Source organism: Bacillus sp. 0909A (assembly GCF_036765115.1).
Taxonomy (GTDB): Bacteria; Bacillota; Bacilli; order Bacillales; family Bacillaceae; genus Bacillus; species Bacillus mojavensis.
The window spans coordinates 324,648-338,190 of the sequence record NZ_JBAIZU010000002.1; the positions used below are offsets into that span (position 1 = coordinate 324,648).

Annotated in this window: 12 protein-coding genes; 4 read left to right on the plus strand and 8 right to left on the minus strand. The window is 42.2% G+C overall.

Features of this window, described 5'->3' with window-relative positions; genetic code table 11:
* Positions 1 to 18 precede the first annotated feature (18 nt).
* Together coxB and cyoE are read right to left on the minus strand one after the other, a co-directional pair.
* Positions 19 to 1,089 (minus strand): cytochrome c oxidase subunit II, encoded by a 1,071-nt coding sequence (gene coxB / locus V6D42_RS06875; protein WP_333512737.1) that lies wholly within the window; start codon positions 1,087 to 1,089, stop codon positions 19 to 21.
* A gap of 238 nt (positions 1,090 to 1,327) precedes the next feature.
* Positions 1,328 to 2,245, minus strand: coding sequence for a heme o synthase (gene cyoE, locus V6D42_RS06880; protein WP_010334129.1), 918 nt, complete (start codon positions 2,243 to 2,245; stop codon positions 1,328 to 1,330).
* Positions 2,246 to 2,596: 351 nt separating this feature from the next.
* On the opposite strand from cyoE, the gene ctaA reads away from it, so the two are divergent.
* On the plus strand, positions 2,597 to 3,517 hold the full coding sequence (gene ctaA, locus V6D42_RS06885) for a heme A synthase CtaA (RefSeq protein ID WP_333512738.1): 921 nt from the start codon (positions 2,597 to 2,599) through the stop codon (positions 3,515 to 3,517).
* A gap of 377 nt (positions 3,518 to 3,894) precedes the next feature.
* Here the strand turns inward: ctaA and pyc are convergent, their stop codons facing one another.
* The 4 genes from pyc to glsA all read right to left on the minus strand — a co-directional run bounded on the left by pyc (position 3,895) and on the right by glsA (position 10,138).
* Positions 3,895 to 7,341, minus strand: coding sequence for a pyruvate carboxylase (pyc, locus tag V6D42_RS06890; RefSeq protein ID WP_333512739.1), 3,447 nt, complete (start codon positions 7,339 to 7,341; stop codon positions 3,895 to 3,897).
* 74 nt (positions 7,342 to 7,415) lie between these two features.
* Positions 7,416 to 8,627, minus strand: coding sequence for an FtsW/RodA/SpoVE family cell cycle protein (locus tag V6D42_RS06895; RefSeq protein WP_333512740.1), 1,212 nt, complete (start codon positions 8,625 to 8,627; stop codon positions 7,416 to 7,418).
* A 202-nt stretch (positions 8,628 to 8,829) separates the two neighbouring features.
* Entirely contained in the window at positions 8,830 to 9,111 is a 282-nt protein-coding gene (locus V6D42_RS06900) for a YlaN family protein (RefSeq protein ID WP_003221339.1), read from the minus strand.
* A 97-nt stretch (positions 9,112 to 9,208) separates the two neighbouring features.
* Complete coding sequence (gene glsA / locus V6D42_RS06905; protein ID WP_333512741.1) at positions 9,209 to 10,138, minus strand: glutaminase A; 930 nt, start codon at positions 10,136 to 10,138, stop codon at positions 9,209 to 9,211.
* 103 nt (positions 10,139 to 10,241) lie between these two features.
* On the opposite strand from glsA, the gene V6D42_RS06910 reads away from it, so the two are divergent.
* The gene (locus tag V6D42_RS06910) at positions 10,242 to 10,727 is read left to right on the plus strand and encodes a peptidyl-prolyl cis-trans isomerase (RefSeq protein WP_333512742.1); all 486 of its coding nucleotides are present in this window, start codon (positions 10,242 to 10,244) and stop codon (positions 10,725 to 10,727) included.
* A 4-nt stretch (positions 10,728 to 10,731) separates the two neighbouring features.
* Here V6D42_RS06910 and V6D42_RS06915 read toward each other — a convergent pair whose 3' ends face one another.
* Positions 10,732 to 12,060, minus strand: coding sequence for a PhoH family protein (locus tag V6D42_RS06915; protein ID WP_333512743.1), 1,329 nt, complete (start codon positions 12,058 to 12,060; stop codon positions 10,732 to 10,734).
* Positions 12,061 to 12,214: 154 nt separating this feature from the next.
* Here V6D42_RS06915 and V6D42_RS06920 point away from each other — a divergent pair, with 154 nt between their 5' ends.
* Both V6D42_RS06920 and V6D42_RS06925 read left to right on the plus strand, forming a co-directional pair.
* The gene (locus V6D42_RS06920; RefSeq protein ID WP_333512744.1) at positions 12,215 to 12,844 is read left to right on the plus strand and encodes a YhcN/YlaJ family sporulation lipoprotein; all 630 of its coding nucleotides are present in this window, start codon (positions 12,215 to 12,217) and stop codon (positions 12,842 to 12,844) included.
* Positions 12,845 to 12,930: 86 nt separating this feature from the next.
* Positions 12,931 to 13,140: a YlaI family protein gene (locus tag V6D42_RS06925; protein WP_105954170.1), complete on the plus strand. Its 210-nt coding sequence runs from the start codon at positions 12,931 to 12,933 to the stop codon at positions 13,138 to 13,140.
* A gap of 57 nt (positions 13,141 to 13,197) precedes the next feature.
* Here the strand turns inward: V6D42_RS06925 and V6D42_RS06930 are convergent, their stop codons facing one another.
* The gene (locus V6D42_RS06930) at positions 13,198 to 13,515 is read right to left on the minus strand and encodes a YlaH-like family protein (protein ID WP_024121276.1); all 318 of its coding nucleotides are present in this window, start codon (positions 13,513 to 13,515) and stop codon (positions 13,198 to 13,200) included.
* Positions 13,516 to 13,543 lie beyond the last annotated feature (28 nt).

Below are 13,543 nucleotides of genomic sequence, written 5' to 3' on the forward strand. Positions count from 1 at the left end.
AATATCTCCCTTTCTTCCCTACTTGCTTTCTGCTTTCAAGCCTTTTAAGTATTCATAAAGCGCGTCCATTTCACTGTCTGAAAGCTTCGGATATGTTCCTGTCATTTTGTTCCCCGGCTTTATGCTCTCAGGGTCTTTCAGCCAAGCTTTCACATTTTCTTCATTGGCATCCTTTACCCCTGCCACTTTTGTCCTTTCACCGAAAGTCGCCAGATTTGGTGCCGTTCTTGCTGCCTCCGCACGCTTATCATTCGGCTCTACTGCATGGCAGCTCAGGCAGTTTTTCTCTTTGAACAGCTCTTCCCCCTGCTTAGCCAAATCATTTTCTGCTGTCGTCTTATAGTTTTTCATATCTTTTGTCCATGCCTGAAACTCTTTCGCAGAAAGGGCCTTTACTTTAAAATCCATGAGTGCGTGTGAAGGCCCGCAAAGCTCAGCACACTTTCCAAAGAACGTATCTCCCGCCTCTTTGCTGCGTTTTGAATCGAATGTTAAGAAGAACGTATTTTCGTTATCAGTATTGGTATCAATTTTTCCTCCAGCTGAAGGAATCCAAAAAGAATGCTTTACATCAGAGGCTTTTAAACTGAAATAAACCCGCTGGTCTGTCGGTACGATCAGCTCCTGGCTTGTGATAATGCCGTAATCAGGATATTCAAACTCCCACCAATATAAATTCGCTCTGACATTGACAACGAGAGCATCCTCGGCTTTGCGGTTTTTCTTATCCATAGGTGATGTATCTGCCAGTTCAAGCGTATATAATACGACAGGGATAACAAGAATGATGAGCAGCAAAATAGGGATTACTGTCCATGTGATTTCTAAAACTTTATTCCCTTCCACTTGTTTTGGTATCGTGTTTTCCCCAACCCGTGACCTTCTGAATCTTACAATCACGTAAAAGAAGATAACAGATACAACTGCTACGACAACAACCATAATCAATGTACTGAGCACTGTCAGGTCATACTGTTTATCAGCCACCTCGCCAGCAGGCTTGAGCGTGGATAAAAAAGGTTTTCCACATCCGCTTAACAGAAGCGGCACCAAGGCTAATAATAAGATAAGACGCCAATGCTTTACCATTTCACCCAACCCCTTTTCTGGTCAATACAGCGGCGGAAAATAGATTGATTCCATCGCAATCCGGCCGCCTCCCAATAAAGCACTTACATTTCCTCTTCTCTTAAATTATGAGTTTTTTTACTCAAAATGCCATCTATGTATAAAAGTAAAGCCGCCTGATTAAACAAAAGGTCAAGGCGGCATTCACTAGTTGTCATCGTTTATTTTGAAGCGATAAAACAAGCAATGTATCTATTTTTTAGAAAAGCGTAAAGACAACCATTGCAACGAAATAGATTGTCATGTAATTCAGTGAGTAAACGAACATCATCGTCGCCCACTTCATGATATTTTTTGAACGGAAACCCATCAAACCAAGAATCAGCCAGCCGATATTTAACAGCAAGCCGAGAATCACAATCGGTAGACCTAGGCTTCCTAAAAAGAATGGAAGCGGCATCAGGCACGCAACCCATACAATAATTTGTCTTTTCGTCACTTCAAATCCATATACGACTGGAAGCATTGGAATATTCGCGGCTCTGTAGTCCTCAGTTTTCTTAATGGCAAGCGATAAGAAGTGAGGAATCTGCCAAATGAATAAAATCATAAATAATACCCATGCCACGACGCCGATATTTCCTTCTACTGCCGTCCATCCAATCAGAGGCGGCACTGCTCCGGAAACACTCCCTACTACTGTGTTAATCGTATAGCGGCGTTTCGTCCACATTGTGTACAGGACAACATAAGTAAATACTCCGATAAAACCAATAACAGCAGCCATCACAGTGGTCATCAGCAGCATAATCAATCCTAAAGCAACAAGCAAAATTCCAGACCATAAAGCCTGATTCGGCTGAATTTTACCCGTAACCGTCGGTCTTACTTTTGTACGCTCCATGATATGATCAATGTCCCGGTCATACCAGTTATTGATCGCACAGGAGCCCGCAATAATTAATGATGATCCAAATAAAGTAAGAAGAACGGTGTTTATATTTCCTAAAAAGCTTAAACCGGAAATATGAAAAGCAAGCCACATTCCAGTAAAAGTTGTGATGAGATTAGAATTTACGATCCCTATTTTAATGAGGGACAGAAAATCTTTCCATGCCGTTGTTTCTTCAATTTGTCCGTCTATAGCTGTATCATTTAAGATTCTGGAGTTAGCCATAACGTAAACCTCCCTTACAAACCTAACGCAGGTTCATAATAACCTGCAACTCTATCATACAAGATAACAACTTGTAAAAAAACATCCTATTAAATATTAAACGAGAAACAGGAATTTATTTGTGAACTTTTTATGAATTTTACCAGAGAAAAAGGCAATCGCCAATTCGCCAATGCGTTTACCTTATTTCTATCAGACCCGGCATGAATAATCAAGTATACATTTCCAGAAGTCGTAATTCTATTATATTTTTGTGAACAAAGGGCTCTAAGAATTGCCACAAAACACATATTCGCTTACACTTGGTACGTATAAAAAATTGCAGCAGTTTGTTAAGAAGGTGGATATTGTATGAATAAAGCATTAAAAGCTCTCGGTGTTTTGACTACATTTGTGATGCTTATTGTTTTAATCGGGGGAGCCCTCGTTACAAAAACAGGTTCCGGCCAAGGATGCGGCAGACAGTGGCCGCTGTGCCACGGGCGCTTCTTCCCTGAACTGAATCCCGCTTCTATTATTGAATGGAGCCACAGATTCGCAAGCGGCATCTCAATTATTCTTGTATTAAGCCTTGCCTTTTGGTCATGGAGAAAAATCACACCTGTTTTCCGTGAGACAACGTTTCTTGCCATCATGTCCATTATCTTTTTGTTTCTCCAGGCACTGCTTGGCGCGTTGGCTGTTGTATTCGGTTCAAACGCGCTTATTATGGCGCTTCATTTTGGGATTTCACTGATTTCTTTTGCGTCTGTTCTAATATTAACATTGCTTATATTTGAAGCTGATAAATCAACCAGGAAACTTGTCAAACCGCTTCAAATCGGCAAGAAAATGCAATTTCACATGATAGGTATTTTGATATATTCCTATATCGTTGTGTATACTGGCGCATACGTAAGACATACAGAATCCAGTCTGGCGTGTCCTGATGTACCGCTGTGCAGCCGGCTGAACAATGGACTTCCGACCCAATTCCACGAATGGGTGCAAATGGGGCACAGAGCTGCAGCCTTGCTCCTGTTTGTATGGATCATCGTTGCCGCTGTTCATGCGATTACTTCCTATAAAGAACAAAAGCAAATCTTTTGGGGCTGGATTTCGTGTCTTATTTTTATCACGTTACAGGCACTGTCCGGCATTATGATCGTATATTCTGAACTGGCGCTGGGCTTTGCGCTTGCGCACTCATTTTTTATTGCCTGCCTGTTTGGGGTTTTATGCTACTTCTTATTATTGATTGCACGCTTTCGTTACGAATCAAAACGGGCATAAGACACAGGACCAAAGCTCTTATACGCTTTGGTCTTTTTTATCCTTCCAACTTGATGATTGATATAAGGTTTGGATCATCTCGACCGATGTTGAATGCTAAACGCGCTGTTCAGTCGATGTTTAGGACAGGATCTTAATTAAAATAACTTTTCACCAAGAAGTCCATTCATTCTTACCAGAACATCATACGAAAGCTTATTAAGCATCCCTCCTTGTTCAGCTTGTCTCATTCCTGCACCTATGAGCAGACAACCAATGCGTCCTTTATATACGTTTGAAACAGCCCCCCGATTTGCTGCACCAGCTGCGCTTTCATGTCTTCATATCTCGTTCTTCACTAAAAAGAGTGTATATCAGCTGATATACACTCTTTTTGATTATGCTTTTTCAATTTCGAGAAGCAGATCTCCCGTTTGGATCGGCTCTCCATTTTTCACATGAATCTGTTTAATTGTTCCTGAGAATGGCGCCTGAACCGTTGTTTCCATTTTCATGGCTTCGTTGATCATCAAATGATCACCTTTATTGACTTTGGCACCAGCTTCTGTCAGTACCTTGATGACAGTTCCAGGCATAGAAGCCGCAATATGATTTGGATTTGTGCGGTCTGCTTTTAATCTTTCCTGAACGGAAGACTTAATGCTTTCGTCCTTTATGACCACTTCACGCGGCTGGCCGTTCAGTTCGAAATAGATCACGCGAGTTGCATCCGGCCGAGGTTCACCGATTGAAATCAGTTTGACGATCAGCGTTTTCCCGCGTTCAATTTCCACTTCTATTTCTTCTCCTAATGTCATGCCATAGAAGAAGGTCGGAGTATCTAATACTGAAATATTTCCATAGCTTTCAGCAGTTTTCACATAATCAGAGAAGACTTTAGGATAAAGGGCGTACGCCACAGCATCCTGGTCTGAAATCTCTAGGTTATACTGCTCTTTAAACTCCTGTTTGATCGCTTCAAAGGATACCGGCTCAAGCAGTTCTCCCGGTCTGACTGTGATCGGCTCCTGCCCTTTTAAAATGAGCTTTTGAAGCTTTTCCGGGAATCCGCCATGAGGCTGTCCAATATTTCCTTTGAAAAGCTCAATAACAGAATCAGGGAAATCTAATGATTCGCCTTTTTCGTAAATGTCCTTTTCAGTCAGGTTATTTTGCACCATGTACAGCGCCATATCCCCGACTACTTTAGAGGAAGGCGTAACCTTCACGATATCACCGAACATATCATTTACTCGTCTGTACATCTCTTTGACTTCGTTCCAGCGATCGCCCAGGCCTACTCCTTTCGCCTGCTGCTGCAGGTTACTGTATTGGCCACCTGGCATTTCATGCTCATAAATTTCAGTATGCGGAGACTTCATCCCGCTTTCAAATTCACTATAATATTTACGAACAGATTCCCAATACTGGGATAGTAATTCCACGCCTTGCACGTTCATTTCCGGACGGCGGGAGTTTCCTTCCATCGCATGGTAAAATCCGCTCGCACTAGGCTGTGATGTTAAGCCAGCCATTGAACTGACCGCCACGTCTACGATATCAACGCCTGCTTCTACTGCTTTTGCATACATATAAATTCCGTTACCGCTCGTATCATGCGTATGTAGGTGAACCGGAATATTGATCGTTTCTTTCAACGCAGACACCAGCTCATATGCGGCTTGCGGTTTTAACAGACCTGCCATATCTTTAATTCCGAGAATATGGGCCCCTGCAGCCTCAAGCTCCTTCGCCATAGATGTATAATAAGCAAGATCATATTTTGTACGGGTTTTATCGAGAATATCACCTGTGTAACAAATTGCCGCTTCAGCTACTTTACCTGAATCCCGAACGGCATCAATGGCTAACGTCATCCCTTTTACCCAGTTTAAGCTGTCGAAAATACGGAAAACATCAATACCGGATTGAGCGGATTGCTTTACAAATTCTTTAATTACATTATCTGGATAATTCGTATAGCCGACAGCGTTTGAGGAACGAAGCAGCATCTGGAACAGCGTGTTCGGCACTTCCTTGCGGAGGTCCTCCAAACGCTTCCATGGATCTTCCTTCAGGAAGCGGTAGGCTACATCGAAGGTCGCGCCTCCCCACATTTCCATGCTGAACAGTTCCGGCCATAACGCAGCCGTCGGATTAGCGATTTTTTTCAAATCATGCGATCTGAATCTAGTCGCCAGTAAAGACTGATGGGCATCTCGGAATGTTGTATCAGTTAATAGAACAGATTTCTGTTCCTTAACCCAATTTACAAGCCCTTCAGCGCCTTTTTCATCTAGAATCTGTTTTGTTCCTCTTGCAGGCTGCTGGTCGACGTCTACTTTTATAGCTAACGGTTTGTCAAACGCCGGTTTCTCTTTTTTGCCGATTCCAGGAAAACCATTCACTGTTACATTTCCAATGTAAGTAAGCATTTTTGTTCCGCGGTCTTTCTGTTTAGGGAAATTAAACAACTCAGGCGTTGTATCAATGAAAGACGTATCATATCGCCCCGTCAGAAACTTTTCATGCTTTGCGACATTTTCAAGGAACGGAATGTTTGTTTTAATTCCTCTGATTCTAAACTCCTGAAGGTTTCGAACCATTTTGGCCGCCGCCTGTTCAAACGTTAAAGCCCAAGTTGATAGCTTAACGAGCAGTGAATCGTAGTATGGCGTAATAACGGCGCCTTGGAAGCTGTTTCCTGTATCAAGACGAACACCAAAGCCTCCACCCGAACGGTAAGCCATGATTTTCCCTGTGTCAGGCATAAAATCATTTTGCGGATCCTCAGTCGTTACCCGTGACTGAATCGCATAGCCGATTGTAAAAATGTCCTTCTGCTCCGGAATGTTGACTGTTTTGCTGTGAAGGCTGTGGCCTTGGGCAACAAGGATCTGTGTCTGCACAATATCAACACCGGTAATCATTTCCGTAATTGTATGCTCAACTTGAACACGCGGATTTACTTCTATAAAATAAAACTCGTTGTTCGCGACAAGGAATTCAACCGTACCAGCATTTATATAGTTCACGTTTTTAGCAAGCGCAACCGCCGCTTCACAAATTTGATCTCTCAATTCAGTTGACAGCGAAACGCTCGGCGCTACTTCAATCACCTTTTGGTGGCGTCTTTGAACAGAACAATCCCGTTCAAAAAGATGAATCACATTGCCCTGATTGTCTCCAATCACCTGAACCTCAATATGCTTAGGGTTTTCAATCAATTTCTCTACATATACTTCATCATTGCCAAAGGCTGCTTTTGCCTCTGATTTCGCACGTTCATATGCTTCTTTGACTTCACTTTCACTTCTGACAATTCTCATGCCGCGTCCGCCGCCGCCAAGCGAAGCTTTAATAATAATCGGATACCCGTGAATTTGTCCGAATTGTTCGACTGCTTCAAGCGTTTCTGCAGGGCCGTCGCTTCCTGGAATAACAGGAATTCCGGCTTTTTCCGCCTGCTCACGCGCTTTTACCTTATCACCAAACATATCTAAATGTTCAGAAGTCGGACCGATGAACACGATGCCTTCTTCCTCACAGCGCCTTGCGAAATGTATATTTTCAGATAAGAAACCATATCCCGGATGGATCGCATCCACCTTGTTTCTTTTCGCAATATCAATAATACCTTCAATATCCAGGTAGGCATCAATTGGTTTTTTCCCTTCGCCCACCAGGTACGCTTCATCTGCTTTGTAACGATGATAGGAACCGGAATCTTCTTTTGAATAAACCGCAACTGTACGAATATTCAATTCTGTACAAGCACGGAATATACGGATTGCAATTTCTCCCCTGTTTGCTACTAACACTTTTTGTATTGATTGCTGTGACAAACTTTTTTCCCCCTTACCCGAATGGAATATAATCTATCATATCGGAATACCCTTTACGTGTACACACTTGTTTTTTACAGATAAACAGTTTTTTCAAGCTGTTTCTTTTTCATTCCCTTTGGCGCCAAGGACTCTCTCTTTTTCTTATTCTCTGAATATTTCACAAACATGCTGATATTGATTAATATCCCCATGCTTCCCAATAAAAGCAGTAAAGAAGAGCCTCCGTAGCTGATAAATGGCAGCGTAACACCCGTAATCGGGATTAGCCCGCTGACACCGCCAAGGTTAATAAACGATTGTATGGCAATCATGCTTGAAATGCCGATTGCCAGAAGACTTCCAAACGGGTCCTCGCATTTTCTCGCAATATAGAAACCTTTTAATACGATAAAGCCCAACAGGAAAACAACAAACAATACCCCAAAAATGCCAAGTTCTTCAGCAATCACGGCCATGATAAAGTCAGTATGTGACTCAGGAAGATACCCGTATTTCTGGATACTTTCTCCTAGTCCGAGACCGAAAATACCGCCCGACCCAATCGCATAATAAGAATTGATCACTTGCAAACCAGATGAATCCGCATATTTAAACGGATCTTCCAGACTCTCAAAACGAGCTAAACGCTTTTCTGTTAAAATGTTATCCATATTAAAATAAATAATTGGACTGACCAGAATTAAGACAATTCCACCCAGTATAACAAGCCTTACCAGCGTCTTCCCGCTGAAACCCGAGCACAAAATCATGCACGTAGCGATGATGGCGATAATCATCGCTGTACCAAAGTCAGGCTGCATGGCAATTAAACCGCAGATAATAACCGTCATCACCACAGGAGGCGCAACTCCTGTTAACAGGTGATCAATATAGCTTTGTTTTTTTGCATAGACAGCTGCTAAATATAAAATCACTACCAGCTTCACAAATTCACCCGGCTGAATACTCATTCCGCCGATTTTAAACCAGCTTTGCGCATTTCCGGCAACATGCCCGAATACAAACAGTGAGATAAGCGCAAACACTGAAACAAGCAGCATCACCTTTTGAAATTTTTGATGAGCCAGTGCTTTGTAAGGAAACACGGCCATAACAATAAAAAGGATGCCTCCTGCGACTAAAGCAAACAGCTGACGCATGAAGAAATAATTACTGCTTACCCCATACCGAGAAACAGCCGTAATCATACTTGAGCTGTACACCATCACTAAACCGAATCCGCATAGTAAAACAATTGCGAATATCAGTGAGTAGTCATAAGATTTTAGCATTTTTTTTAACATAACATCCTCTTCCCTGCTTCCAACTTCCATTACCTATGGTTTTTATGTATTTATATTTTTTATCTTACTACAATTTATCAAATGACACGAAGATTCTCTATACGATTCGGATGAAATGCACAAAAAGAGACCGTCATTATACGGTGAAAAAGCAAGCGGTTATAAAAAAACCCAAACTGTTAATTAGTTTGAGTTTTATCATTTATTTACCTGTAAACGCGTCGTGCAAAGCAGACAATTCGCGTTCTAATGTGTATAAAAGGTCTTTTCCATCTTTTTCGTCAACCAATCCCAGGCGGACAGCAAAATCGATTTCCCTCGAAAGTCCGAACATTTGAGTATCTAATACCTCTTCATATAGAGGACATTGAGGCATCGTTAAGTTATCCATTTGTACTCGGATCAGCTTCAAAATCTTCTCAGCGTCAACTTTCAGTAGCTCAAAAGCTTTTTGCCGATGGTCAACTATCATCTCTGAAGCCAAAAGTATCCCTCCGTTCCCCAGGCGAGTACCTAATTCTTCTATTTATCATAAAGGGTATCAGCAGAAAATGCAAGAGGATTTAAACAGATGACATAAATTAAAAAATACTCAGCCTATACGTTTCAGACATTATTTTCAAAAGCTTTAGACCTGCAATGCTGTTCCCTTTTTCATCCAAAGCCGGGCCGAAAATGCCGATCCCAAAATCATAGGGTGAAATGCCCATAATCCCTCCTGATACGCCGCTTTTCGCAGGAATTCCGACCTTAATCGCAAATTCTCCGCTTGCATTATACATTCCGCAGGTGACCATAAACGTCTTGCAAATTCTTGCGACATCTTTTGAAATGACTTGCTCTCCTGTTTCTGGATGCCTGCCGTTAAGCGCAAACACAGCCCCGATTTTCGCTAAATCAAGACTGTTCATCTCAATCGCACATTGCTTCGTATATAAATCCATTACTGCTTCAACATCATCCTCAAAAATCCCGTACTGCTTCATATAATAACACATTGCCCGATTAATCATTGATGTGCTGTATTCAGACTCAGCTACGTCCTGGCAGTAGGTGATGTCTTGGTTGTTTGTCAGTTTCCTGATAAAAGAAAGCAGATAATCGAGTCTCTCTTTAGACGTTTGTCCTTTAATCAAGCTGGTTACAACCAGTGCTCCGGCATTTATCATAGGATTTAGCGGCTTGCTCGGATTCATGGTTTCAAGCTTAATAATTGAATTAAACGGATCACCGGTCGGCTCCTGGCCGACATAACTGAAGACTCTGTCCTTGCCGTATTCCATTAACACAAGGGCAAGTGAGAGCACTTTCGATATACTTTGAAGGGTAAATGTTTTTTCTACGTCACCCGCTGACAGACAAGTATTATTGGAATAATAAATCGCTACTGAGAGATCATGCTGATCAGCTTTTGCTAAAGCGGGAATGTAGCTGGCCACCTCTCCCTTGTCTGTCACCTTTTTTGCTTCTTTCACTAACGCTTCCAGCTCGTCATTATGCCGGCATACCATGCGACCACCCTCACTCCCTAAGCATCTCAATACACATAATTTGTTACACAAAGTGACAATTCATGCGAAAACTTTTATAATTTTGAGAGAAGGGGGTTATACCATGAGCGTTATACAAGTAAAAGGCAATGTTACATATCCAATTACGATTGATCCGAGCGTATGGATTTTTGATGATCGAAAATTTTCATTTGACCGTAAAGGGGACGGCCAAGAAATCAATTTACATTCGGCTGAGAATGAATCTGCCCTGGATACTGAACGTGTTATTAGAGAAGGACAGATTGCGCCGCCTACATTAAAGACAGAAAAACAATTTGAGAAACAGAAATTGATGAACGGCAGCTTCGCAATGAAATTGGGAAGTGTGCTGAAAAATGCTGAGCCGCTCAGCTCTGCATCACAATGCGTATTTATTACAAGTTCCGGTAAAGCCGCCGTTCCTCTTGATACCGCGCTGAACAGTATTGTCCATTTCAGCCAGGCAGGCAAGCCGATTCAGGAAGGCGGCCCGGTTCATATTTACTTTGAAGATCCAGTTGATCACGTACAGCCAATCACCAATATAAAAGAGATTGAAATCATTTAAATCATCACAGCAAGTCAGCGGCAAGCTGGGCAAGCCCGGATCTCTCACCTTTTAAAAGCTTCACACTGCCTGAGATGGGTTGTCCTTTAAATCGCTCAACGACATATGCCAGACCATTATTCAGACTGTCTAAATATGGGTGATCAATTTGTTCAGGATCGCCCATTAAGACAATTTTACTACCTTCGCCCACTCTTGTAAGAAGTGTTTTCACTTCATGCCTGGTCAAATTTTGCGCCTCATCAATAATAATAAATTGATCAGGAATGCTTCTCCCTCTGATATAAGTCAGCGCCTCTACTTGGATCGAACCGATCCCCGCCAAAATCGCCTCGAGCTCTCCCGGTTTCTTGGCATTAAACAGAAACTCCAAGTTATCAAAAATCGGCTGCATCCAAGGCTTTAGCTTCTCCTCTTTTTCACCCGGCAAGTATCCGATATCCTTGCCCACAGGTACAATCGGCCTTGCCACGACCAGCTTTTTATATATCCCTAAATCTTCTGTCTGTAATAGCCCCGCTGCCAAAGCAAGCAATGTTTTCCCGGTTCCGGCTTTTCCGATCAGCGTCACCAGCGGAATATCTTCTCGGAGCAAAAGCTCTAACGCCATTGTCTGCTGAACATTCCTCGGTCTGATTCCCCAAACGTGTTCATCATCAAACACAAGCCTTTTTAAGACCGTACCCGTTTTATCGGCAATACCGACAGCTGAGGACGATCCTCCTAATTCATCCTTCATTAACGCGAACTGGTTTGGGTAAAATGCATGCTGCTTTATATCCTGAACTGAAATTTGTTTTTTTCCGTAAAAAGAGCTGAATAGCTGCTGGTTGATATATAAATCCTTATAACCGCTGTACATCTCATCATTGTCCACAACCCGGTCATTTAAGAAATCCTCTGCAAGAAGGCCGATGGCATCCGCTTTGACTCTGACTAATACATCCTTGCTGACAAGGATCACAGGCCTGCCGTTTTCCTTCGTCTCTTCTTCGAGGCTTAAGTTTTTAGCAACAGCTAATATACGATTATCATTCGTTTTTTCGATAAAAATTTCTTGAAGCTGGTGAAAGGAACGGTGGTTTAATTCAATTCTGAGCGTTCCTCCCGTATCAAGCGGAACCTTCTCATGCAGTCTCCCCTTCAGTCTTAGCGCGTCTATCAGCTTAGATACGTGCCTTGCATTCCTCCCAACTTCGTCCATATATCGTTTCTTTGAATCAATCTCTTCTAAAACGACAGCAGGGATGACAACTTCATTTTCTTCAAAAGAAAAAATAGCGTTAGGATCCTGTAATAACACATTCGTATCTAACACATAAATTTTACTCAAGTCTCAGCCTCCTGATATAAGGGTCAAAGTTCTTCCTGCTTCTTTTACGATGAAAAAGGTGAACGCCTGCTAAAATATATGTTTTTGTGAATAAAGATAGAAGGTTAATTCAACAATAAAATTAATGAATGCATTTCAAGGAGGGAAACCGCAAGTGCGAATTCTTTTCATTATCATACAGCTCACACTCATTTTGTCCGCCTGCGCTGTTCAACAGGGAAGACAGGAGCAAAATATTGAAAAAGAATCAACGAGACAGCAGGAAACAAAACCGATTCACGTAAAGGACTCATCTCAAGAAACAAAAGACAATGGAACTAGAACCGATATTGCCAAGCATCTTGTCGGCGTTGCTGAAAAAGTGCCAGATGTCAAGGATGCAACAGCTGTTGTGCTCGGGGGATATGCTGTAGTAGGAATTGACGTTGACGATAATCTGGATAGAAGTAAAGTCGAAACCATTAAATACTCTGTGGCACAGGCTTTAAAAAATGATCGGCACGGAGCCAATGCAGTAGTGGTTGCTGATCCTGATACCGTCAGCCGCCTTAATGAAATGGGAAGAGAGATCAGTGAAGGCCGTCCTGTTACAGGGATTTTAGATGAACTGGCCGCAATTGTCGGACGGGTGCTTCCGGAAGTGCCTAACGATGTAATTGACGATGAAGATGAACCGCAAACCAAGCAGCAAAACGATCAATTAAACGAAAAGCAAGAGAAGGAAATGGAAACGGAACAAAACGACCAATCTGATCATCATATGAAAAAGAACAATAATGATTAAGCTATAGCCCTTGCGGCTTTAGCTTTTTCTTATTTTGGACAGCATCTGATCCATGATATAATACGTAGTAGAGTGAAAGAGGTGATATGATGAGGGTCCAATGTTCTATTTGTGATAAAATTGAAACAATTGATGATGAAACCCTGATCGCGAAACGGCTGAGAAACCGTCCGATCCATACATATATGTGCCAGGAATGCCATGACCGAATTGCCCAAAAAACAGAAGAACGGCTGAAAACCGGAAAGTTCACGTTTCACCCGGGACAGCAGAAGAAAGAAAAAGTTAAAAAATAAAGCGGCAGCTATTCATACAGAATACAAAAAAGACTCAGCGAGATGCTGAGTCTTTTTTCATGATTTTGCCGACTGTTCCTTTTTCGACTGATACAGCCGAATTTTGTAAATGATTAAAATCAATGCAGCGACGACCAAGCCCTCTGCCACAGGCAAAAATACACCGAGAAAAGTCAAAACAGTGCAGCCTAAAGCCAGAAATAGGTACACCACTGCTGATTTTAATACCGGAAGCCGTTTGGCAAATCCAAGTTTAAACACAATAACAGCTAAAACAAAAATGGTGCCGTATAGCAGCCACATGCCTGCTGCGGGCTGCCGGTCCACTTGATATAGAGCGGCGAAGAACGACAGGCGTTCGCTTACGTCATTCAAAAAGATTCCCTCCCCTGTAGCGTACGGG